At 35.6% G+C, this 22,364-nt stretch carries 22 protein-coding genes and 3 tRNA genes; 12 read left to right on the forward strand and 13 right to left on the reverse strand.

Going from position 1 to position 22,364, the window contains the following annotated elements; genetic code table 11:
* Positions 1 to 225 precede the first annotated feature (225 nt).
* The 5 genes from J8281_RS08925 (at position 226) to J8281_RS08945 (ending at position 6,214) form a co-directional block, all read left to right on the forward strand.
* Positions 226 to 2,496: an aconitate hydratase gene (locus J8281_RS08925; protein ID WP_210197266.1), complete on the forward strand. Its 2,271-nt coding sequence runs from the start codon at positions 226 to 228 to the stop codon at positions 2,494 to 2,496.
* A 223-nt stretch (positions 2,497 to 2,719) separates the two neighbouring features.
* Positions 2,720 to 3,388, forward strand: a complete 669-nt coding sequence (locus tag J8281_RS08930; protein WP_210197267.1) for a Crp/Fnr family transcriptional regulator — start codon at positions 2,720 to 2,722, stop codon at positions 3,386 to 3,388.
* Between the two features lie 73 nt (positions 3,389 to 3,461).
* Entirely contained in the window at positions 3,462 to 4,544 is a 1,083-nt protein-coding gene (locus J8281_RS08935; RefSeq protein WP_210197268.1) for a hypothetical protein, read from the forward strand.
* 408 nt (positions 4,545 to 4,952) lie between these two features.
* Positions 4,953 to 5,516: a TlpA disulfide reductase family protein gene (locus J8281_RS19660; protein WP_210197269.1), complete on the forward strand. Its 564-nt coding sequence runs from the start codon at positions 4,953 to 4,955 to the stop codon at positions 5,514 to 5,516.
* 71 nt (positions 5,517 to 5,587) lie between these two features.
* The gene (locus J8281_RS08945; RefSeq protein WP_246849047.1) at positions 5,588 to 6,214 is read left to right on the forward strand and encodes a DUF3291 domain-containing protein; all 627 of its coding nucleotides are present in this window, start codon (positions 5,588 to 5,590) and stop codon (positions 6,212 to 6,214) included.
* Here J8281_RS08945 and J8281_RS08950 read toward each other — a convergent pair.
* From J8281_RS08950 to J8281_RS08965, 4 genes are read right to left on the reverse strand one after another with little or no spacing between them, the layout of a single operon-like run.
* On the reverse strand, positions 6,204 to 6,653 hold the full coding sequence (locus tag J8281_RS08950; protein ID WP_210197271.1) for a sterol desaturase family protein: 450 nt from the start codon (positions 6,651 to 6,653) through the stop codon (positions 6,204 to 6,206). The genes J8281_RS08945 and J8281_RS08950 overlap by 11 nt on opposite strands.
* A 23-nt stretch (positions 6,654 to 6,676) precedes the next feature.
* Entirely contained in the window at positions 6,677 to 7,516 is an 840-nt protein-coding gene (locus J8281_RS08955; protein ID WP_210197272.1) for a phytoene/squalene synthase family protein, read from the reverse strand.
* 31 nt (positions 7,517 to 7,547) lie between these two features.
* Entirely contained in the window at positions 7,548 to 9,044 is a 1,497-nt protein-coding gene (locus tag J8281_RS08960) for an NAD(P)/FAD-dependent oxidoreductase (RefSeq protein ID WP_210197273.1), read from the reverse strand.
* 19 nt (positions 9,045 to 9,063) lie between these two features.
* Positions 9,064 to 9,960 carry a MerR family transcriptional regulator gene (locus J8281_RS08965; RefSeq protein WP_210197274.1) on the reverse strand — a complete coding sequence of 299 codons (897 nt, stop codon included), beginning with the start codon at positions 9,958 to 9,960 and terminating at the stop codon, positions 9,064 to 9,066.
* Positions 9,961 to 10,660: 700 nt separating this feature from the next.
* On the opposite strand from J8281_RS08965, the gene J8281_RS08970 reads away from it, so the two are divergent.
* Positions 10,661 to 11,098 (forward strand): hypothetical protein, encoded by a 438-nt coding sequence (locus J8281_RS08970; protein WP_210197275.1) that lies wholly within the window; start codon positions 10,661 to 10,663, stop codon positions 11,096 to 11,098.
* A gap of 35 nt (positions 11,099 to 11,133) precedes the next feature.
* On the opposite strand, the gene J8281_RS08975 is transcribed toward J8281_RS08970, so the two are convergent.
* The 3 genes from J8281_RS08975 to J8281_RS08985 form a co-directional block, all read right to left on the reverse strand.
* Positions 11,134 to 11,217, reverse strand: a tRNA-Leu gene (locus J8281_RS08975).
* A 167-nt stretch (positions 11,218 to 11,384) separates the two neighbouring features.
* A tRNA-Lys gene (locus J8281_RS08980) sits at positions 11,385 to 11,457 on the reverse strand.
* Between the two features lie 290 nt (positions 11,458 to 11,747).
* Positions 11,748 to 11,820, reverse strand: a tRNA-Lys gene (locus tag J8281_RS08985).
* A 220-nt stretch (positions 11,821 to 12,040) separates the two neighbouring features.
* Between J8281_RS08985 and J8281_RS08990 the strand changes: the two genes are divergently transcribed.
* On the forward strand, positions 12,041 to 12,556 hold the full coding sequence (locus tag J8281_RS08990; protein ID WP_210197276.1) for a shikimate kinase: 516 nt from the start codon (positions 12,041 to 12,043) through the stop codon (positions 12,554 to 12,556).
* Here J8281_RS08990 and J8281_RS08995 read toward each other — a convergent pair.
* Genes J8281_RS08995 through J8281_RS09005 form a run of 3 tightly spaced genes read right to left on the reverse strand, consistent with a single transcriptional unit; the run spans position 12,548 to position 14,056 of the window.
* Entirely contained in the window at positions 12,548 to 13,051 is a 504-nt protein-coding gene (locus tag J8281_RS08995) for a phosphoribosyltransferase family protein (protein WP_210197277.1), read from the reverse strand. The two genes, J8281_RS08990 and J8281_RS08995, sit on opposite strands and share 9 nt — an antisense overlap.
* A 46-nt stretch (positions 13,052 to 13,097) precedes the next feature.
* A complete protein-coding gene (locus J8281_RS09000) occupies positions 13,098 to 13,679 on the reverse strand; it encodes a methyltransferase domain-containing protein (RefSeq protein ID WP_210197278.1) in 582 nt (193 codons plus the stop codon).
* Positions 13,676 to 14,056 carry an RNA-binding S4 domain-containing protein gene (locus J8281_RS09005; protein WP_210197279.1) on the reverse strand — a complete coding sequence of 127 codons (381 nt, stop codon included), beginning with the start codon at positions 14,054 to 14,056 and terminating at the stop codon, positions 13,676 to 13,678. Before J8281_RS09005 ends, J8281_RS09000 begins: the two co-directional genes overlap by 4 nt.
* Positions 14,057 to 14,146: 90 nt before the next feature.
* On the opposite strand from J8281_RS09005, the gene J8281_RS09010 reads away from it, so the two are divergent.
* A complete protein-coding gene (locus J8281_RS09010) occupies positions 14,147 to 15,130 on the forward strand; it encodes an FKBP-type peptidyl-prolyl cis-trans isomerase (protein ID WP_210197280.1) in 984 nt (327 codons plus the stop codon).
* A gap of 90 nt (positions 15,131 to 15,220) precedes the next feature.
* Here J8281_RS09010 and J8281_RS09015 read toward each other — a convergent pair whose 3' ends face one another.
* The 3 genes from J8281_RS09015 to J8281_RS09025 form a co-directional block, all read right to left on the reverse strand.
* The gene (locus J8281_RS09015) at positions 15,221 to 15,829 is read right to left on the reverse strand and encodes a porin family protein (RefSeq protein WP_210197281.1); all 609 of its coding nucleotides are present in this window, start codon (positions 15,827 to 15,829) and stop codon (positions 15,221 to 15,223) included.
* A gap of 195 nt (positions 15,830 to 16,024) precedes the next feature.
* Positions 16,025 to 16,978 (reverse strand): transketolase family protein, encoded by a 954-nt coding sequence (locus J8281_RS09020; RefSeq protein WP_210197282.1) that lies wholly within the window; start codon positions 16,976 to 16,978, stop codon positions 16,025 to 16,027.
* Between the two features lie 105 nt (positions 16,979 to 17,083).
* Positions 17,084 to 17,929, reverse strand: coding sequence for a transketolase (locus J8281_RS09025; protein ID WP_210197283.1), 846 nt, complete (start codon positions 17,927 to 17,929; stop codon positions 17,084 to 17,086).
* A 176-nt stretch (positions 17,930 to 18,105) separates the two neighbouring features.
* Here J8281_RS09025 and tgt point away from each other — a divergent pair, with 176 nt between their 5' ends.
* The 4 genes from tgt (at position 18,106) to J8281_RS09045 (ending at position 22,315) form a co-directional block, all read left to right on the forward strand.
* Complete coding sequence (gene tgt / locus J8281_RS09030) at positions 18,106 to 19,236, forward strand: tRNA guanosine(34) transglycosylase Tgt (protein ID WP_210197284.1); 1,131 nt, start codon at positions 18,106 to 18,108, stop codon at positions 19,234 to 19,236.
* A gap of 85 nt (positions 19,237 to 19,321) precedes the next feature.
* Positions 19,322 to 20,392, forward strand: a complete 1,071-nt coding sequence (locus J8281_RS09035; RefSeq protein WP_210197285.1) for an LptF/LptG family permease — start codon at positions 19,322 to 19,324, stop codon at positions 20,390 to 20,392.
* Entirely contained in the window at positions 20,379 to 21,311 is a 933-nt protein-coding gene (locus J8281_RS09040) for a DMT family transporter (RefSeq protein WP_210197286.1), read from the forward strand. The genes J8281_RS09035 and J8281_RS09040 overlap by 14 nt, the downstream gene beginning before the upstream one ends.
* A gap of 50 nt (positions 21,312 to 21,361) precedes the next feature.
* Positions 21,362 to 22,315 carry an acetyl-CoA carboxylase carboxyltransferase subunit alpha gene (locus tag J8281_RS09045; protein WP_210197287.1) on the forward strand — a complete coding sequence of 318 codons (954 nt, stop codon included), beginning with the start codon at positions 21,362 to 21,364 and terminating at the stop codon, positions 22,313 to 22,315.
* Positions 22,316 to 22,364: the final 49 nt, after the last annotated feature.

The following is a 22,364-nucleotide window of genomic DNA, read 5'->3' on the forward strand; positions in this document are numbered from 1 at the left end:
ATAAATACTATAACGTTTTCATGACCTGAAATACCAAGGTGTTATTTTCTTGCTTATTTTTTTATTGATTCCATAGTATTGCCAAATGTAAATTATGAATTTCTTGAAACGTACACTTTAATTTTTTTAAAAATGCAAAAAGATAGGATTAAGACTAATCATTTAATAAAATCCTTTAAAATTTGTATTTTCGCAAGACTTTTCAAACATTAAAATTACAGAAATATGGCATTCGATATCGATATGATAAAAAAGGTCTACAGTCAGGTGGCAGAGCGTGTAAATGCTGCACGCGAAGTTACTGGTAAACCTTTAACCCTGGCAGAAAAAATATTATACGCTCATCTTTGGGACGGTAAACCAACAAAAGCATTTGTGAAGGGAAAAGATTATGTCGATTTTGCACCAGATCGCATTGCTTGCCAGGATGCTACAGCTCAAATGGCATTGCTTCAATTTATGCAGGCAGGTAAGGATAAAGTGGCTGTGCCTACTACTGTGCATTGTGACCACTTGATCCAGGCTAAAGTAGGTGCCGACAAAGATCTACAGTCAGCATTGAATACAAGTAGCGAAGTTTTCAATTTTTTAGAATCTGTATCAAATAAATACGGTATAGGGTTTTGGAAACCCGGAGCAGGAATTATACATCAGGTAGTACTAGAAAATTATGCTTTTCCTGGCGGAATGATGATTGGTACTGATTCTCATACTGTAAATGCTGGTGGCTTAGGTATGGTGGCTATAGGAGTTGGAGGAGCAGATGCTGTAGACGTTATGGCCGGAATGCCGTGGGAACTTAAATTTCCTAAACTAATTGGTGTAAAACTTACAGGAAAGCTATCGGGCTGGACAGCGCCTAAGGATGTAATTTTAAAAGTTGCCGAAATTTTAACCGTAAAGGGGGGGACAGGAGCTATTGTCGAGTATTTTGGTCCTGGAGCCAAAGCTATGTCTTGTACGGGTAAAGGTACTATTTGTAATATGGGTGCAGAAATTGGAGCGACTACCTCTACGTTTGGTTATGATGAATCTATGGAGCGTTACCTTCGAGCTACAGATCGCGAAGATGTTGCCAATGCTGCCAACGAAGTTAAAGAACACTTAACAGGAGACCCTGAAGTATATGCCCATCCAGAACAGTATTTTGATCAGGTGATCGAGATTAATTTATCTGAGCTTGGACCATTATTAAACGGACCTTTTACTCCGGATCTCTCTACAGAGGTTGGTGATTCTATGACTGAAAAGGCAACCGCAAACGACTGGCCAATACAAGTAGAATGGGGGTTAATTGGATCATGTACCAATTCTTCTTATGAAGATTTGTCGAGAGCATCCTCTATCGCCCAACAAGCGATCGATAAAGGATTAAAAATGAAAGCTGAATTAGGGATCAATCCAGGTTCAGAACAGGTACGTTACACTGCCGAAAGAGATGGGCTTCTCGATATTTTTGAAAAATTAGATGCAAAAATATTCACGAATGCTTGTGGACCCTGTATAGGTCAATGGGCACGATATAGCGACCCTAAAAATGCACCAAAAAATAGTATCGTGCATTCATTTAATAGAAACTTTGCGAAACGAGCAGATGGTAATCCTAATACTCACGCATTTGTTGCCTCTCCAGAATTAACAGCTGCGATAGCTGTCGCTGGTCGCTTAGATTTTAATCCTATCGAAGACAAACTAATTAATGAAGATGGTCAGGAAGTGATGTTTGATGAACCTACCGGATGGGAGTTACCACCAAAAGGTTTCGAAGTCGAAGATGCAGGCTATCTTGCTCCTGTTGAAGACGGATCGAGCGTAGAGGTCGTAGTAGCCCCAGATTCTGAACGTTTGCAACTACTAACGCCTTTTGAACCGTGGGACGGAAAAAATATTACCGGTGCCAAGTTGTTAATAAAGGCGTATGGTAAATGTACAACCGATCATATTTCTATGGCCGGACCCTGGTTACGATATAGAGGACATCTTGATAATATTTCTAATAATTGTTTGATAGGCGCAGAAAATGCTTTTAATAAGAAAACCAACTTTGTAAAAAATCAATTAACAGGTGAGTATGATGGTGTTCCTAATGTGCAAAGAGCTTATAAAGCTGCAGGAATACCCACAATAGTAGTAGGAGATCATAATTATGGCGAAGGGTCCTCGAGAGAGCATGCTGCCATGGAGCCCAGACACCTTGGCGTAAGAGCTGTTATCGTTAAATCATTTGCAAGAATCCATGAAACCAATCTTAAAAAACAAGGAATGCTTGGACTAACTTTCGATAATGAAAGTGATTATGATTTAATACAGGAGGATGATACGTTTAATTTTTTAGATCTTGATCAATTCGCACCAGATAAACAACTTACCTTAGAGATTGTACATGCAGATGGGTCTAAAGATACAATTACATTAAATCATACCTATAATGCTCCTCAAATTGAATGGTTTAAAGAGGGGTCAGCTTTGAATTTAATAAAGAAACAGAATGCTTAAATTCTAAGATATATACACTGTATTCATTAATTTACTATAAAACTCCTCAGCAAATCTTCTGAGGAGTTTTTTTGTTTGATGACCAGATGTTCGAATACGCTTGTACCAAAATGAATACAAAAACAGGTTAACATGTGAGATTCCAGATGTTGCGTTTAGCTCATAATGTAAGGGATATGCGATACAAGCGACCAAATGAGGACTAACAGTAATCACGATCATCATGAGCAATATCTGGTTCTTCGAGGATGCCAATCTTTTCAACGTATTGTGTCCTCATAAATTCAAAAACTATAAAAAAAATCATGCATTTGACGCCTATCGAAAACACGATTATATTTACTTTGAAGAGGATTCTGCAAATAAAGTGTATCTCATAGAAAAGGGTAAGGTAAAAATAGGATATTATGCAGAGGATGGTCATGAAGTAGTAAAGGCTATTCTTACCCGTGGAGAGATTTTTGGAGAAAAGGCCATCCTAGGTATTCAGAAAAGAACTGAATTTGCACAATCGGTAGATAATACAACTTCTATCTGCCCTATTGGAGTAGAAACTATGCATGGATTAATGCGGGATGATCAGTCATTTAGCCTTAAAATTTATAAGTTTATTGGGTTCAGATTTAGGCGGTTAGAAAGAAGATTGCAGTTGCTTCTATTTAAAGATACAAAAACACGCCTGGTAGAGTTTCTAAATGAACTTAAAGAAGATTATGGTCACTGTTGCCCAGATACTGGGGATATGGTCATAGAGCATCCCTATACTCAAAAAGATATTGCGAATCTTATCGGAACCTCTAGACCTACATTAAATATTATTCTTAATGAATTAAAAGAATCTAATGTCATAGATTTTAATCGAAAAGAAATTCGTTTAAAAAATGTTGCCTGATGTTAGCTAGCTAACATTTTACTACTCTGCTTGTCTATACTTTTATGATCTAATAATCATAAAAACAAAAGCAATGTTTAAAAAATTAATTATTGGGGCTTTCACAATCGGATGTATTGCAGCCTCTTGTAGTGATGATGATGACAATACACTAGCAGTAAATGCTGGCGAAATATCTGGGGGACCTTTTGAATTTGATGTAGATGGTGAAGCCGATTTCGTTACAGGAATTTCATTAGATGCCTCGAACGCAGTAGGTACAAACCGTACATGGGTAATTACTGATGAAGCAGGGAACATTTTAGGAAGGCCAGGAACTCTTGAAATGGTAGAAGGTGTAAATTTTGACGATGCTGGTCCAGGCAGCTGTTTTATTTGGTATGCAAGATTTGAAGATGATTCTAACATCACAACAGCCGCTACTGTAAATGAAATTACAGGAACTTTCGACCTGTCCAATTCAATAGAGGTGGTGCGCAATCAGGTGGTTAATGCAGGGGTAGTATCTGGTGGGCCTTTCACATTTACAGTAGGTGACGGTGTTCCGGATAGGGTATCAGGTATTACTTTGGATGCCACCAATGCATTTGGAGAAAATCGAACTTGGATTATAACCAACGATCAGGGCCTTATTCTTGGTTTGCCAGGTACGCTAGAGATGGTAGAAGGAAATGATTTCGATGGCGCCGGTGATGGAGTATGTCTAATCTGGTATGCGCGCTACAATGGTACAGTTACTGGTTTAGAAGTAGGGATGAATGCTAATACTATTGAAGGAGATTTTGATCTTTCAAACGCAATTACTGTAAATAGAAATCAAGTAGCCAATGCGGGAGAGATTTCTGGTGGCCCTTTTACTTTTACCGCAGGAGATGGAATACCAGATAGGGTATCAGGTATTACTTTGGATACCACTAATGCATTTGGAGAGAATGGTACCTGGATTATTACCGATGATCAGGGTATAATTCTAGGTTTGCCAGGTACACTAGAGATGGTTGAAGCAAATGATTTTGATGGTGCTGGTACAGGTACGTGCCTTATTTGGTATGCGCGTTATAACGGAACTGTTACCGGTTTGCAAGCAGGTATGAATGCGAATACTGTTGAGGGAGATTTTGATCTATCTAATGCTATCGAGGTGGTTAGAAATTAATTTCAAAAACAATACGCACAAACGCAACGATTACTCCTCTGTAGAGAACTTGTAACTTAGTTTGTTGTTTTTTGTTAGTTTTTAAAGCGCAACGCTATGTTGCGCTTTATTAATTCATAGATTTGTCAAAATTTTAAAGTAGAACTGTACAACCCGGTTTATATATTAGAATTTCGTTATAGGGTTTGAAAATGCACGTCAAAGCATCGCTTTTGGCGAGATGTAGCGTAGGAAGAGTGTTTTCTAAGTTTCAGCATAGCACTGCTGCGGTTATTGTAAATAACATAGCGAAGCGAACGTGTTTAAAGCCATTAAAAGGCGTAATACCTGCCTTTTTCTAAATAAAATGACAGGCGTGGATTTTCTAATGTATCAACGGGTTTAATTCAATCTTAATTAATTCATAGTGTGAAATTTGATAAAAAGAAAATATCAAACTTAGTATTCGTAGCGATACTCGTATTGTTTTTTATCCCGAATACTCGAGGAATGATGCAAATATTCTTAACCAGAATTTTTTCATTTAGTCCAGAACTGGTGGATAAAGAAAATGTAGAGCAAGTTGGTTCTTACGACTGGAAATTGCACGGAGTGAATGTTGCATCTATGAACTTTAGTACTGCCAAAGGGAAAGTAGTTTTGCTAAATTACTGGGCTACCTGGTGTCCGCCATGTATTGCCGAAATGCCATCGCTTCAAAAGCTATATAATGAATATAAAGATAAGGTAGTATTTGTATTTTTAACTGAAGATGATGATCCAGAGTTAGAAAAATTTATGAATAGTAAGAATTACAACTTTCCTATATACAGATCGCTGTCGCCACATCCAAATCCTTTCGAACATAAGCCTATGCCTGGAACCTATTTGTTAGATAAAAAAGGAAATATCGTTATTCATAAAAGAGGTGCAGCTGATTGGGATACTAAAAAAGTAAAGAATACCATCAATAAATTGATCAGCGAAAATTAGTAATGAAACAGGTCACGACAATTACATTTTTTAGATACACCTCTCTATGGTCAAAAATTTGGGCTTTCCATATGATGCTATTCATGCCTTCAAAGCTAAATAAACTGAACGGTCAGACTTTTTTTAAACTCATGGGTAGTGGTCATAATGGGTTTGATCCATTACCAGATTGGAATGTTTATGCGCTTCTTCAGGTTTGGGAGAACGAAGCAGCTGCAGATCATTTTTTTGCGACATCAACTATTATGAGTCAATTTAGAAACAAGGCTTCAGAAGTATGGACGGTATATATGAAAAATATAAATTCAAAAGGGTTCTGGACAGGTAGTCAACCATTCGTTAAAGGTAATATTACACATGATGATAGCCATATTGTAGCCGTAATTACCAGAGCTACTATAAAAATTAATAAATTACTACCTTTCTGGCGCTATGTTCCTAGATCAAGAGCACCATTAGGGAATCAAAAAGGATTGCTATTTACAAAAGGAATAGGTGCCAAACCTTTTGTGCAAATGGCAACATTCAGCGTATGGAAAGATAAGCAGGCGCTATTTGATTATGCATATAAAAGTGCTGAACATCAAGAAGCAATCAAAAAAACAAAAACGGTAAAATGGTACAGTGAGGAACTTTTTGCACGTTTTCAGCCCTATAAAACCATCGGGAGTTGGGAGGGTAGAACTACTATTTTTTAAAGTATTTAAAAGGAACAACTAACATCCCAAAACATTCTCCTTTTTCTTTGTGGATATTCTTGTGATGTATTTTATGTGCTCTTCGCACTCCTTTGGCATACCAATTATTCGCATTTCTAAATAGTTTAAAACGTTGATGTATAAAAATATCATGCACAACAAAATAAGCAATCCCATAGGCTAATATTCCAAAACCTATAGGCATTCCTATCCAGAATGTCTGCGAATCATGAAAAACGATACACGACATGCTTACTACAGCATAGAATATAAAGAAAAAATCATTTCGTTCCCACCAGCTATTATGATCTTTATGATGATGATCTTTGTGTAATGCCCATAAAAAACCATGCATCACATATTTATGAGTAAACCATGCCATAAATTCCATCACCGAAAATGCGACTAAAAAAATGAGTATTTGAATAAAAAGTTTCACAGATATTTTTTGTAAAAATACGTCTAAATCAGGTTTAATCGGTAATCAACATAAGATTTTGCTAACAGTCCAAATTTTTGATAATTAGGAACGCGAATACGTGTGTTTTTAATTTCTAAGGAAGGCGTTTTTTTAAGTTTAGTCAATAGTTTTTTGTAATAAATGTAGGCTGTATACACCCCAAACTTGGCTTCTACAGGTAGTTTTAAAATTCCTACCAATCCTTTGTCAAAGTCTTCTTCGATTTCTTTGATGATTCTTAACTTTGAGGCTTCGTCTAATTTTCTAAGATCCGTATTCGGAAAGTACGTTCGATCCAAATCTTCATAATCTGCCTTCAAATCTCGTAAAAAATTAACTTTCTGAAAAGCAGATCCAAGATGCATAGCGCTGTCTTTTAGTTCATTATACTTTTCTTCGTCTCCTTTTACAAATACCTTTAAACACATTAATCCTACCACGTCTGCAGAGCCATAGATATATTCTTTGTATTCCTGGTCTGTCAAGTAATCTTTTTTATGAAGATCCAGGCGCATACTCTTCATAAAAGCTTCATACAATTCTGACGGTATATTATATTGGTGTACAGTTTGCTGAAAAGAATTAAGAATAGGGTTTAAGCTAATTTTTTGATCAATAGCCCTGTACATTTCCGTTTCAAAAGTGTTGAAAAGCTCTTCTTTATCATAATCGTGAAAAGTATCTACAATCTCATCTGCAAAGCGAACAAAACCATAAATATTGTAAATATCTTGTCGTATGGCATCTGAAAGCATTTTTGAAGCCAACGAAAAAGAGGTACTATACGAATTGGTAACAATTTTACTACAAGTAAATGATACAGAGTCAAAGATAGCCTTCATAAGTGCGGTTTTTCTGTTAAGTTGTTCGATTTTAAGAGGTAATCGGTTTTAAAATAGTTGCTTTATTTCTAAATTCTTTTTCAATCAGACCGGCTACAAGCTTTCCCGAAATTAATGAGGGTGGTACCCCAGGTCCGGGAACTGTAAGCTGACCGGTAAAAAATAGATTATTTACTTTTTTACTTTTCAACTTAGGCCTTAAGAATGCTGTTTGAAGTAGCGTATTTGCCATTCCGTAAGCATTTCCTTTGTATGAATTGTATTCTTTAACAAAGTCATTCACACAAAAGGACTCTTTAAAGATAATATTATTTTTAACATTTTGATCTGTTAGAGTTTCAAAACGATGTATAATCTTGTCGAAATAGTGCTCCCTAAGTTCGTTAGTATCTTCTAGACCAGGTGCGAGTGGAATCAAAAAGAAGCCATTTTCGCAACCTTCGGGAGCAGAACCCGAATCAGTCAAAGAGGTGAAATTTGCATAAAACAGAGGTTCTTTTGGCCATTTTGGGGAGTCGTATATGTCTTTTGCATGCGCGTCAAAATCTGTGTCAAAAAATAGGTTGTGATGGTCAACATTTTTCAGCTTTTTGTTGAAACCTACATAAAAAAGAAGAGAAGAGGGGGCAAAAGTCTTATTTTCCCAATACTTTTCTGAATATTGCCTGTATGGCGCATCGAGTAAGGATTCACCATGATGGTAATCTGCACCACAAAGCACAATGTCTGCATTTATCTGTTCGGCTCCTATTTGTAAACCTTTAGCACTCCCGTTGTGCACTATAATTTTTTCTACAGCAGCATTAGTTTGAATGGTAACACCTAATGATTTTGCTAATTTTTCCATTCCCAAAATCACTTGGTACATGCCACCTTTTGGATGCCATGTGCCCAACCCGAAATCAGCGTAATTCATAAAACTATAAAAGGCCGGGGTATCACTAGGTTTTGCTCCTAAAAAGAGCACCGGAAATTCGAGTATCTGAATTAACTTTTTGTTTTTAAAATCTTTTCGAACTTCTCTAGAAATAGTGCTAAAAAATTGCCCGATACGTTGTATTGTTTCTTTGGTAACCAATTCCATTGGCGAAACCCCTGGTCGATATACTAAATTTTTAATAGCAATCTCATAATTATTGCGCGCAACCTCTATGAACTTTTCTAATTTGCGGGCACTTCCTTTCTCTTCTGCTTCAAATGCATGATATATTTTTTCTAGTGTGTCCTCGATACTAATACTTTCGTTATTTTCAAAAAAGACCTTATACGCAGGATTTAATTTGTCTAGCGTATAAAAATCTGAGGTGGTTGTATCGAAATCATTAAAAAAACTCTCAAAAACATCAGGCATCCAATACCAGGAGGGGCCAATGTCAAAAGTAAACCCTTCTTTTTTCAGTTGTCTTGCTCTACCACCGATCGTACTGTTTTTTTCATAAATAGTCACGTCGTAACCTAATTTCGCTAAATAACACGAAGAAGATAGCGATGAGAATCCAGAACCTATGATTGCAATTTTTTGAGACATATATAAAGAATGAGGTTTGTTAAAGGTCAGAAATTAGCGCACTAATAGAATCATAATACTTATGATTGGCCGCCGTACTTTGAGAAACATGCATAATTTGCTTACCCAACATCCAGAATTCACTTTCTCTATCAGCACATACGATTGTATTGAAATCTTCTACGTATTTTGAAATATTATCTTTTTCAGGTTTTATAGTGAAATAAGAAACAAAAACTGTGTTATCGTGAAATGCCAACATAGATGATAAACTATCCAAAGGAATACTCGGTCCTAGATAAATAGCACGATACCCATGTAATAAAATTTCATAATTGATGTAAAGTAAGCCTAATTCGTGAATTTCATTTTCGGGTAGAAATAAAATAAAAGCACGATCTGTCTTTGTTGGTTTTGAATATTGAAGCTTCTCTATGTTTAATAGTAATTTCTGTTTGATAAGGTTGGTTACAAAATGTTCATGAGCAGGGTTGATGGTATCTGTTTGCCATAATAAACCTATTTCTTTAAGAAACGGAATAAAAACGTCGGTAAAAATTTGTCTAAAATTTCTTTTTTGTTCTAATTGTTCATAAGTGCCTAAAAATAACTCGAGATCGTAATTTAGCATTGCAATTTTTAACGAATTGATTGCTTGGCTTTTTGTACTATTATCGGTTACAATACTTCTGACGTATTCATTTATTTCCTGTTCATTTAATTTGGATATTCTTGAGATTTTGTAGCCGCTATTCACCAGATAGGTTACGTTTAATAACTTTTGAAGACTTTTCAAATTGTATGTTCGAATGTTCGTGTCTGTACGATTTGGAGAAAGTAAATTATATCTTTTTTCCCAAATTCTAATGGTGTGGGCCTTCACACCGCAAAGATTCTCTAAATCTTTAATACTAAAAGTTTGCTTAACGTTGTTCACCTTTTATCAAAAATTGTTAAACAAACTTAGTTAAAAGAATTTAGATTCTTTTTCAGAATTTGTTAAAATAATGAATACAATTGTTAAAAGCTTCTTTTTCTTGATCATTTCCCTTTTCAAACTTACTCATTAATACGTTGATATACTGCATCTTATTAAAGAACTGGTTTAAACTTTTTTAAAATTAAACTCACCTGAATACTATGATCCGAATGTAACGTAGAAAAGTCGACTTGAATGCTTTAGATTATTAACAAAGTATAACTCTGTTCATCAGATTACTATATTTTGTATATTTAACTTATGTGATGGATTTAAAATGGGTTAAAAAGGGAAATAGTTATAAGTATATTTAAAAAAGAATTTATGGAATAAGTCATAACCATGAGGATGATACCCATCAATATGATTAAATGGCGACTTCACCTGAGCGCTAACCAACAAAAATATAAGCAGATAAAATGACTAACTATAAAATTTTTAATGTGAAAGCGTAGCGGTTGCCTACGTTCTCCATTTTATAATTAATTTATTACCAAATAATTACTAAAATTAAGCGTATGAAACGAACATTGATAAATTTTAAAAATCACTTCACTAAAGGGAATGTTTAAAATTCTTAATGTGAGAGCGTAGCGGTTACGTACGTTCTCAATTTTTTAATTAAATCGTTTTCAAACAATTAAAAACATTTAAGCGTATGAAAAAAGGAATTGTAATTTTAATGAGTTTGATTTTTTTGGTTTCCTGTAAATCCAGAGAAAATTCAAATGACAATAACGACACGGGAAAAAGCTCTGGGCAGCTCGAAAATTTAAAAGTAATAGAAGGAAAAGTAGTAGATCCAAAGAGAAAACCTATCGCCTATGTAGCTATAAAATTATATCTGGATGATAATGACTGTATGAATGCATATACCTCAAAAGAAGGTACGTTTCAGTTTAAATTAGATGAATTTAGAATTAAAGAGCAAAGCCATTTTGAAATTGTATATAAAGGATATACTATCCATTATGTTTCCCTTCGAAATTTTCAAAACGGAAAATCAATTATTCTTAATAAAAAAGGAGAGGTCGTTCCTGCAGCAGAATACCATGTTTTTTATGAATCTATAAAAAGCTGTGGAAGAAAGTCATAAATTGTTCATCAAATTCATGATCTAAACTATAAAAGTGCCCAGAGCGGGAGTCGAACCCGCACGCCCTAATGGACACATGGCCCTCAACCATGCCTGTCTACCAGTTCCAGCACCTGGGCAAAAAATAGTGTTGCGTTCAATCTAATTTATCTGTCAAGGAACGTGTTTAACACTATGTACTGTTCAATGCGATGTTTTATAACGCGTTTTCAAGCTTCTTAAAGAAGTTTTAAGGCAATATTTGATTAAACTAAAAAAGTACCACAACATTGCGATACTTTTTTTGTGACCGGGCTGGGGCTCGAACCCAGGACCCTCTCCTTAAAAGGGAGATGCTCTACCAACTGAGCTACCAGGTCGTAAATTAAATTCAATATTTCAGTGAAATGAACGCTTTTAAAGTTATTGTTTAAGACTTAAAAGCTATTCAGCCAAGGTTTTCTTTACTTCAGTTATACCAAAAAAAGAAACTCTGTACGAGAAGCCTATTTATTTCAAAAATCAGAATTCTGAATTAAACGTTCCGAATTCTAAAAGTTACCGGGCTGGGGCTTCCCTCGACTCATACTTCGCTCGGGATAAACTTCTCGCCCTTTAATTAATTACCTCAAAAATCAGAACTCTATAATTAAAATTCGCCATTCTCTTGTGACCGGGCTGGGGCTCGAACCCAGGACCCTCTCCTTAAAAGGGAGATGCTCTACCAACTGAGCTACCAGGTCATGCATTTTTCTCTTAATGCGGGTGCAAATATACTATCAATAATTTATTTTTCAAGAAGAAATTCATATAAATTTGTGTTTTGCTTAGAATGATGTTTTTTTGGTAGCGCCAAAAGGCATAATTCCAACAGCTTGTCTCAAATTAAAAATTTGTTTCTAACAAATATTTAATAGGCTTGCTAGTTCATTTATAAAAAAACCTCCATTCAAATTAATGATTATGAATATTGTGTTAATGGGATACATGGGTAGCGGAAAATCTTTATTAGGTAAGGAGCTTGCTAAACATTTAAAAAGAGAATATCTAGATCTTGATCAATTTATTGAATCAAAAGAAGAAAAGCTGATCAAAGAAATTTTTGAACTCAAAGGGGAAGTATATTTTAGAAAAAAAGAAACGCAATATCTTAAAGAAGTTCTCTCGACCGATAAAAATGCAGTTATTTCTTTGGGGGGTGGTACCCCATGTTTTTCAGGGAATCTAGAAATCATTAAGCAAAACAGTACTAGTGTATATCTGCAAACCTCGTTAGATGAGTTGACCCAAAGATTATATCATGAAAGGAATAAAAGACCACTTTTGTCGCATCTTTCGAACAGAGACGCTTTACAAGATTTTATTAGAAAACATCTTTTCGAAAGATCTTTTTACTATAATCAAGCAGACCATAAGATAGTTACAGATAACAAAGATAAAAGTCAAATAGTTACCGAAATTACTGCGCTGCTATTGTAAAATTGCTGAATCTTCAGTGCCAAATTTGACGACTACGTGTTCATTTAGCGAAGTAGATAGTGAAATTCCTTTAAAATCAGCTTTTATAGGGTATTTTTTATGGTTCCTATTTACTAAAACTGCTGTTTTAAATCGTTTTAGCGGTACATCTAAAAAATGTTTCACCCCATAGATAAGAGCGGTACCCGAGTTGAGTACATCATCTGCTAAAACTATGGATTTATTTTGGTAGACCTTAGGATCTATCGAAGTTATAATGGTATCTCGTGGAGATTTCTTGTTCATAGACACTTCACAAAGTATAACAGAAATATCAGATATGTTTTCTAGAATTGTCTTCAGTCGTTTTGCAAAAACATAGCCATTTTCAGTAATTCCCGCAATAATAATCTCTTTTTCGTCTACATTGGTTTCATAAATCTGGTAGGCTATGCGTTTAATTTTATGCTGAATTTGTTCGTGCGTTAATATGATATGATCTGTAGTTGTTTGCATAATGATGACGTTTTACCAGAGGTATCTGTTATACTCAATGTATAGTTTATTTCTTTTCAAATATAAAAAAGAGTTCAGTATTCTGTCGTGGTTCTATAGAATTATAACAATTCGCTAAGGTGTTAATTTTGAAGAAATTCGTAAAAAGAGATTGATATTCTTTAATATTTCCGCCAAATGGTGGTCCGGGATGTTCAAAATCACGCTCAAATAAAACTCCTACTAATTTACCGCCGGGAGCCAGGAGATTTTCCATTTTCTCACAATACTGTTCACGTTTGTGCGGGGATAGCGCACAGAAAAATGTTTGTTCGACAATTAGATCGAATTGACCTTTTAGAGTAAATAAATCATTGATTATCAAGTTTTTAGAAGGGAATTGAGGTACACGTTTCTGAAAATTTGCCAATACGCTCGCCACCATATCTACTACATATACATTTTTAAATCCTAGATTGAAAAGATACTCGGCTTCATAGGCATTACCACAGCCAGGTATTAAAATGGTAGTAGTAGGATCCTGTAGTTGATCAAAATAGTGAGTAAGTGGAGGAGATGCAAAGCCAATATCCCAGCCTGTCTGTTTATCGCGATAACGTTGCTGCCAATATGCTGTATCAAATTTCATTCTTCACTATCATTTTCGGTATACCAATCATCAATATCCCTACGGTCTTTTTTGGTAGGTCTCCCGGTTCCTTTTTTTCGATAATAATCTTTAGAATATTTCAATAGATCCAGTTTTTGTAACGATTCTTTGGGAGTAATGTCTTTGCGATAGATGTCAACAAGTTTAGCGCCCACACGATTATCGGGGGTGTCTAGTACCAAAAGCTCATAGTTTACTTGATTTTTACGAACTGTTATTTTATCGGTAGGATAGATTTCTCTCGAAGGTTTTATAAGATCACCATTTACTCTTACTTTACCTTCTTTACAAGCTTTGGTGGCTATGCTTCTGGTTTTGAAGTATCTGATACACCATAAATATTTATCTACTCGCATAAAAAATGGTTAAAATACATGTTATATTACATTAATTCTTAACAAAAGTACAAGAAAATCGTATCTTGCGCCCTCAAAAAAAGTAATGATATGAACATAATACGACATAGAATAGCCCTAGGTTTTATTTTGACTATTATTTTTGGGTGTTCTAATGATGATGATAGGGGTTCTGGTGTCACGCCACCTCGAGACCGAGCTACACAGCAAATCGAAGACGATGAAATTTTACAGGAGTATTTGAAAACCCATTTTTATAGATTTGAAGATGTTTTTACTAATTCAGATACAATTCCTGAGCATCGAGAAGTAGTGTTTGATAGTATAGATGAGAATAATAGTGATAAGCAATCTATTATAGAAAGTGGTCTAGTAACTACCAAGAAGGTTAATTTTGCAGGAATCGAGTATACGTACTACGTTTTAACACTTGATGAAGGTGGGGGTAACACAGCTCGGGTTTCAGACTCTGTTTTAGTGACTTATCGGGGTGAACTACCCTACAGTACTGGCGATAAAGTTTTTGATGAGAGCATTTCACCGGTATCTTTTGATTTAGCTGGTAATGTTTTTGGATTTGCGCTTGGATTAGATGGAATCAAAGCGGCTACCAGTATCTCTGATAATGGAGATGGAACTATAACTCCTTCTGAAGATTATGGTCATGTAGTAGTGTTTATGCCTTCTGGCTTAGGTTATTTTAATCAACCTCCCAGTGGCAGTGGTATTCCTCCGTTTTCTCCTTTAATTTTTAACATACAATTGTATGTCGTGAATCAAGCAGATCACGATCGTGATGGTATACCCTCTTATTTAGAAGATTTAAATAATGATGGTAATGTTTCTGGAATTGAAGATAACACAGATCAGGATAATGCTTCGAATTTTGCAGATCAAGACGATGATAATGATGGTACATTAACTAGAGATGAAATTACTTCTATAGATTTAAATGAAGATGGTATAATTGATCCAGATCCTGCTATGGGAGAATTGATTTTTTACGATGACGATGGTGATGGCACTTTTAACCATCTGGATCCTGATGATTCAGAACCCAAAAACGAACAATAAAGATGTTGTCTAAAGCATCTTTCTTAAGAAAAGTAATCTGTTGAAATCATTTACCTTTCAACAGATTACCTCCTAAGTAGTTTTGAAAAATCAAAGATCAAGAGCCAATCCTAAAATGATTTGATTAGGTCTTGAGTCTACTCTAATGCCTTCGTCAATAGATGCTGCACGATTGCTACTTAGACCTCTTTCATATCGAATATCAGCATTAAGTCGACCTAATTGCAAACCAGCTCCAAATTGTAAGCCTACCGTAAATTCATTTTTAACATCCCCAAGCCGCACATCGTCCAGGTCATTTTCTACCATATATTGAAGTGAAGGGCCTCCAAAAACATGGATAGGGCCTAAAACAGAAACACCTAAAAGAATGGGCAAATCCAGTTTTTGAATATTGTAGTCTAAATCACCACCGGTGGCACTATCATAGGTACTATTATTTACAGTATACTGGAGTTCGGGTTTGATGTAGACATTTTCGGTTAAGTTACCTCTTAAAAAAACACCTAAATGATATCCAATACGGTCATCGGCTCTTCTTGTAAAAATGTTATTTCCTGCGTTGGCCACATCTTGTATTTCTATTTTTCCATTGTCCCCATAATTAAGACCTGCTTTTATACCAAAGGTTAATCTTTTTTCTTGAGCAAATAAGGCGAATGAACTAAATACTACTAAAAAAACAAATACTTTTTTCATTGTAAAAATTATTTTGATGAATAAATTAAGATGATTTTGGTGTATTGGTTACTTATTACGAAATCGTTATTTATCGAATACAAAAAACTTGCCAAAAGCAGTTCATACCACTTATCAAAGTTTGAAGAAATTCTATAAAAAAAGCCTTTTGATGCTGCGCAAAAGGCTTTTAAAGTCATAAAAAATGGTATTTTCTTATTTTCTTTTTATAACGGCGGTCGCTGCATTTTTGATCGCAGTAGCATTGAGACCATATTTTTCCATAAGCTGATCAGGAGTACCGCTTTCTCCGAACGTATCCTGGGTAGCGACAAATTCTTGTGGAGCTGGGTAATTTTTCACCAATACCCGTGAAACACTTTCACCCAAACCACCTAGATAGTTGTGCTCTTCAGCGGTAACAATACATCTTGTTTTTTTAACCGAATTTAGAATAGCTTCATCGTCTAAAGGCTTTATGGTGTGAATATTGATAACTTCGGCACGAATACCTTCTTCAGCCAGGGTTTCTGCAGCTTGTAAAGCTTCCCATACCAAATGGCCTGTGGCTACAATAGTCACATCGGTACCTTCTTGTAGCAAAATAGCCTTACCAATTTCAAATTTCTGGTTTTCAGGAGTAAAATTAGCGACTTTTGGTCTCCCAAAGCGAAGGTATACAGGACCTTGATGTTCTGCTATGGCTATAGTAGCGGCTTTGGTTTGATTATAATCGCAAGTGTTAATTACAGTCATCCCAGGTAACATTTTCATGAGCCCGATATCTTCTAATATTTGATGTGTAGCCCCATCCTCTCCCAAAGTTAACCCCGCATGTGAGGCACAAATCTTTACATTTTTACCGCTATAGGCTATAGATTGGCGAATTTGATCATACACTCGACCGGTAGAGAAATTGGCAAATGTACCCGTAAAAGGAATTTTACCACCTATAGTTAATCCTGCAGCGATACCCATCATATTTGCTTCGGCGATTCCAACCTGAAAGAAACGTTCGGGATGGTTGGCTATAAACGCATCCATTTTTAAAGAGCCTATTAAATCGGCACATAATGCGACTACATTTTTGTTTGTTTTACCTAATTCTTCTAAACCGGCTCCAAAACCAGAACGCGTATCCTTTTTTCCAGTATCTATATATTTTTTCATAGGTCTCCCTAACCCTCACAAAGAGAGGTTTTCTTGGGTTGTATTTAAAGGTTATCTTTTCATTAAATATTAAAATCCCTCCTTTTTAGGAAGGTTAGAAGGGCTTTAGTAATCACCTAGGGTTTCAGGGTTTTGAGATAATCCTATTTCTAATTGCTCATCATTAGGTGCTTTGCCGTGCCATGCGTGTGTATGCATCATAAAATCAACTCCATTTCCCATAACGGTATGTAAAAGTATACAAACCGGTTTACCCTTACCAGTTTTGGCTTTAGCTTCTTGCAATCCCTCGATAACTGCAGTAATATTGTTTCCTTCTTTAATTTCTAACACGTCCCAACCAAAAGCTTCAAATTTCGCTTGTAAACTACCCATGGGTAATACATCATCTGTTGATCCATCAATTTGTTGACCGTTTAAGTCTATAGTGGCAATCAGGTTATCTACTTTATTGGCAGCCGCATACATGATCGCTTCCCAGTTTTGTCCCTCTTGCAATTCACCATCCCCATGTAGACTGTAGATCAAATGATCATCATTATTTAATTTTTTGGCCTGTGCTGCTCCTATAGCAACAGACATCCCCTGACCTAAAGATCCTGAAGCAATACGAACACCTGGGAGCCCTTCATGTGTGGTTGGGTGACCTTGTAATCGACTATTGATTAATCTAAAGGTATTAAGCTCTTCCACAGGAAAATATCCACTTCGTGCCAACACACTATAATAAACAGGGGAAATATGACCATTAGAAAGGAAAAATAGATCTTCTCCTATTCCATCCATATCAAAATCGTCTTTTCTTTCCATCACCTCCTGGTATAAGGCAACAAAATATTCTGTACAGCCCAAAGAACCGCCGGGATGCCCTGAATTAACTTTATGCACCTGACGTAAAATATCCCTACGTACCTGTGTTGCAAAATCTTCTAATTGTTTTGTTTTTGGCATTATAATGCTGATTTCTTGATAATAAAGCCCCAAAAGTAAAGGTTTTGTATGCGGCGGCAAAATCTATATCCTGCTTTTAATTAAGAATATGTTGTTAATAACAAAACCTTTTCAAAAACCAAAGAGAAGTCATATGCTATTTGTTACCTATCTTTGCCCCCAATCAAGAAATAGTTATGCAGTTTGATCTTTTGTCTCAAGACCCAGAAAGCAAAGCCAGGGCAGGAAAAATAACCACAGATCACGGTGTTATCGAAACTCCGATTTTTATGCCTGTAGGCACCGTAGCTACAGTAAAAGGAGTACATCAAAGGGAGTTGAAAAATGATATTAACCCTGACATAATTTTAGGTAATACCTATCATTTATACCTTCGGCCACAAACCCCCATACTTCAAAAAGCAGGTGGTTTACATAAATTTATGAATTGGGATAGAAATATTCTTACCGACAGTGGGGGCTATCAGGTCTATTCGTTATCAGCCAATCGTAAGATCAAAGAAGAAGGTGTGAAATTTAAGTCTCATATCGATGGGTCGTATCACGTGTTTACCCCAGAGAACGTAATGGAAATCCAGCGTACCATTGGGGCAGATATTATTATGGCTTTTGATGAATGCACTCCGTACCCCTGTGATTACCAGTATGCCAAACGTAGTATGCATATGACACATCGGTGGCTGGATCGTTGTATGCAACATTTAGACAAAATTCCGGTTACATATGGATACGATCAGGCATTTTTTCCGATAGTGCAAGGGAGTACATATAAAGATTTGAGAAAACAGTCGGCAGAATATATTGCTAATGCCGGAGCCGTAGGTAATGCTATTGGTGGGTTATCAGTAGGAGAGCCTGCAGAAGAGATGTATGAAATGACAGAAGTCGTAACCGCTATTTTGCCCGAGGATAAACCCAGATATTTAATGGGAGTGGGTACTCCTATCAACATTTTAGAGAATATTGCATTGGGTGTAGATATGTTTGACTGTGTAATGCCCACTCGTAATGGTCGTAACGGAATGTTATTTACTGCTCATGGTACCATAAATATTAAAAACAAAAAATGGGAAGACGATTTTTCTCCAATTGATGATATGGGTATAACCTATGTAGATATTGAATATTCTAAAGCCTATCTTAAACACCTATTTTCGGTGAATGAAATGCTTGGCAGGCAAATAGCTTCTATTCATAATCTAGGTTTTTATCTATGGTTGGTTAGAGAAGCCAGAAAACATATTTTAGCAGGAGATTTTAATTCGTGGAAGAATAAAATGGTTAAACAAATGGATAAACGATTATAGAAGAATGATGATGCAGATATCCTTCAACTCAAATACACTCGGTTTTTAGTCAACATATAAAAGTTTGAAATTAGTAGAATAGACAATGAAGATATTAGACTGGTACATATTAAAGCGCTATTTAGGTACATTTTTTACGATGATTTTACTCTTTATTCCTATCGGAATTATAGTAGATCTTTCAGAAAAAATAGACAATATGCTAGAACACAAAGTTCCTATTGAGGCTGTAATAGGGTACTATCTGGATTTTACCATATATTTTGCCAATTTATTATTTCCTTTGTTTGTTTTTCTTTCAGTAATTTGGTTTACTTCAAAATTGGCGAATAAAACTGAAATTATTGCTTTTTTAAGTTCGGGTGTGTCTTTTTGGCGGTTTTTACGACCTTACATGATAGGAGCTGTTATTATTTGCCTGGGGGCTTTGGTAATGGGACTTTTTTTGGCGCCCAAAGCTAGTCAGGGATTTAATGAGTTTAAATATTCCTATCTTAAAAAAGGACGAAAAGTACAGGAAACCAAAAACGTATATCGACAGCTCAATGATAGTATGTTTTTGTATGCAAATAACTTTAAGCCTTTAGAAAAATCGGCAACCAACTTTACAATAGAGTATTTTGATGGGAATACCTTGGATATAAAAATATCGGCTAGAAAAATTACTTTTAAAGATAGTATCTACGAGCTTAAAGATTTTGTAAAGCGTAGAGTTTTAGAAAATGAAGATATTATTGAAAAAGCCAATACCAAAGATACCATCCTTCCTTTTAATATAGACGAATTTACCCCGGTCACCTATGTCGCCGAAACCCTAAACTATACCGAGCTTAGCAAGTTTATAGAAAAAGAAAGTAATCGAGGTTCTTCTGATATCAACCGCTATAAAGTTGTAGCGTATAAACGATGGAGTATACCGGTTTCAGCTTTTATATTGACAATAATCGGTGTTGCAGTATCATCCATGAAACGAAGAGGAGGTATGGGTGTAAATCTCGCAGTCGGGATATCGCTGGCATTCGTATTTATTTTCTTTGATAAGGTTTTAGGAACCTTAGCCAATCAATCCGATTTTCCTCCTGTGGTTGCTGTTTGGTTTCCTAATGTATCTTTCGGAATTTTAGCTATATATCTTTTGTACAATGCAAAACGCTAAACTTAAAAATTACTTACACCTACATTTTATCGTTTTTATTTGGGGATTTACCGCCATACTCGGTGAATTAATTTCTATTGAAGCTTTACCTTTGGTATGGTACCGAATGTTTCTTGCATCGGTATTCATATATAGTTATATTGTCTATAGAAAAATTTCATTAGTAGTCTCCAGATCACTTTTTTTTACATTACTACTTGCCGGGGTTATCATTGCAGCGCATTGGATTACTTTTTTTGCAGCTATCAAAATATCAAATGTTTCGATTACTTTGGCAATGCTTTCGACCGGAGCCTTTTTTACATCGATTCTCGAGCCTATTTTTTATAAGAGGAAGCTCATCTGGTATGAAGTTATTTTTGGGATGCTCGTAATTATAGGACTATATATTATTTTTGAAGTAGAAGGAGATTATTTGTATGGTATTATCTACGCACTTATTTCTGCCTTTCTATCGTCGATATTTTCATTAATTAACGGTAAAATCGCACAACGCTATCATGCCGCTACAATTTCTTTTTACGAATTGTTAAGCGGTGCAGGAATTATTACTTTGTATTTGGCGGTGGTACCATTTTTTGGAACACATACTGAAGGATTTAGCATATCGTTCTTTCAACTCTCAGGTTCAGATTGGACATATATTGCTATTTTGGCATCAGTTTGTACAGCCTATGCTTTTATTGGTTCTGTGCAGGTAATGAAGTATTTAAGCCCGTATACCGTAATGCTTACCATTAATCTGGAACCTGTGTATGGTATTTTGTTAGCTGTTCTTATTTTTGGTGAATCTGAAAAGATGAGTCCGCAGTTTTATTACGGAGCTTTAATTATCATTGCAACTGTACTGTTGAATGGGATTTTTAAAAATGTGAAAAAAAGAAAAAGTAGCGCAACTTTCTCTAACATTACGAAGTAAAGTTTTTATATTTGTCTGCTAACTTTAGTTAATTAAATTATATTCTTCATATGGAATATTTAGAATTTGAACTCCCCATTAAAGAACTCGAAGAACAGTTCGAAAAAGCTTGCGCGATTGGTCAGGAAAGTGAAGTAGATGTAACAGATACCTGCAAGCAAATTGAAAAAAAACTTGCAGAAACTAAAAAAGATATCTATAAAAATCTCACTCCTTGGCAACGTGTACAATTATCACGACACCCATCGAGACCTTATACCTTGGATTATGTAGATGCCATTTGTGGAGAATCCTTTTTAGAACTTCATGGTGATCGTAATGTAAAGGATGACAAAGCAATGATTGGCGGTTTGGGTAAAATAGGAGATCAAAGTTACATGTTTGTGGGGCAACAGAAGGGGTACAATACCAAAACCAGGCAGTATCGCAATTTTGGTATGGCGAATCCCGAAGGATACCGAAAAGCACTTCGATTGATGAAGAGTGCAGAAAAATTTAATATCCCGGTAGTTTGCTTTGTAGATACACCAGGAGCTTATCCCGGACTTGAAGCAGAAGAACGCGGACAAGGAGAAGCCATTGCCAGAAATATTCTTGAAATGACCCGACTTAAGGTGCCGATTATCGTCGTGATAATCGGAGAAGGTGCCAGTGGAGGAGCATTAGGTATCGGAGTAGGGGATAAAGTATTAATGTTAGAAAATACCTGGTATTCTGTAATATCTCCAGAATCCTGTTCTTCGATTTTATGGCGTAGTTGGGAGTTTAAAGAACAAGCGGCAGAAGCTTTAAAGCTAACAGCTTCTGATATGAAAAAGCAAAAGATTATTGATGAAATAGTCAAAGAACCTCTAGGTGGTGCACACAGCGATAGAGAGAAAATCTTCAAAACCGTTAGAGATAAAATTTCTTCATCATTTAACGAATTTAAAAACTTATCACCAGAAGAATTGGTAGAAAAACGAATGGAGAAATATGCAAATATGGGAGTCTTTAAAGGGTAGCCCTTAAAAACTCACTTAATACCTAAATCTGAAGTCTTGCGCTTCAGAT

Source organism: Aquimarina sp. U1-2, assembly GCF_017897595.1.
GTDB lineage: Bacteria > Bacteroidota > Bacteroidia > Flavobacteriales > Flavobacteriaceae > Aquimarina.

Bases quoted from the DNA above. Each gene is read 5' to 3' on its own strand.
- J8281_RS08925 (WP_210197266.1), top strand. From the start codon at position 226: ATGGCATTCGATATCGATATGATAAAAAAGGTCTACAGTCAGGTGGCA.
- J8281_RS08930 (WP_210197267.1), top strand. From the start codon at position 2,720: ATGAGCAATATCTGGTTCTTCGAGGATGCCAATCTTTTCAACGTATTG.
- J8281_RS08935 (WP_210197268.1), top strand. From the start codon at position 3,462: ATGTTTAAAAAATTAATTATTGGGGCTTTCACAATCGGATGTATTGCA.
- J8281_RS08945 (WP_246849047.1), top strand. From the start codon at position 5,588: ATGATGCTATTCATGCCTTCAAAGCTAAATAAACTGAACGGTCAGACT.
- J8281_RS08955 (WP_210197272.1), bottom strand. From the start codon at position 7,516: ATGAAGGCTATCTTTGACTCTGTATCATTTACTTGTAGTAAAATTGTT.
- J8281_RS08960 (WP_210197273.1), bottom strand. From the start codon at position 9,044: ATGTCTCAAAAAATTGCAATCATAGGTTCTGGATTCTCATCGCTATCT.
- J8281_RS08970 (WP_210197275.1), top strand. From the start codon at position 10,661: ATGAAAAAAGGAATTGTAATTTTAATGAGTTTGATTTTTTTGGTTTCC.
- J8281_RS08990 (WP_210197276.1), top strand. From the start codon at position 12,041: ATGAATATTGTGTTAATGGGATACATGGGTAGCGGAAAATCTTTATTA.
- J8281_RS08995 (WP_210197277.1), bottom strand. From the start codon at position 13,051: ATGCAAACAACTACAGATCATATCATATTAACGCACGAACAAATTCAG.
- J8281_RS09000 (WP_210197278.1), bottom strand. From the start codon at position 13,679: ATGAAATTTGATACAGCATATTGGCAGCAACGTTATCGCGATAAACAG.
- J8281_RS09005 (WP_210197279.1), bottom strand. From the start codon at position 14,056: ATGCGAGTAGATAAATATTTATGGTGTATCAGATACTTCAAAACCAGA.
- J8281_RS09010 (WP_210197280.1), top strand. From the start codon at position 14,147: ATGAACATAATACGACATAGAATAGCCCTAGGTTTTATTTTGACTATT.
- J8281_RS09015 (WP_210197281.1), bottom strand. From the start codon at position 15,829: ATGAAAAAAGTATTTGTTTTTTTAGTAGTATTTAGTTCATTCGCCTTA.
- J8281_RS09020 (WP_210197282.1), bottom strand. From the start codon at position 16,978: ATGAAAAAATATATAGATACTGGAAAAAAGGATACGCGTTCTGGTTTT.
- J8281_RS09025 (WP_210197283.1), bottom strand. From the start codon at position 17,929: ATGCCAAAAACAAAACAATTAGAAGATTTTGCAACACAGGTACGTAGG.
- tgt (WP_210197284.1), top strand. From the start codon at position 18,106: ATGCAGTTTGATCTTTTGTCTCAAGACCCAGAAAGCAAAGCCAGGGCA.
- J8281_RS09035 (WP_210197285.1), top strand. From the start codon at position 19,322: ATGAAGATATTAGACTGGTACATATTAAAGCGCTATTTAGGTACATTT.
- J8281_RS09040 (WP_210197286.1), top strand. From the start codon at position 20,379: ATGCAAAACGCTAAACTTAAAAATTACTTACACCTACATTTTATCGTT.
- J8281_RS09045 (WP_210197287.1), top strand. From the start codon at position 21,362: ATGGAATATTTAGAATTTGAACTCCCCATTAAAGAACTCGAAGAACAG.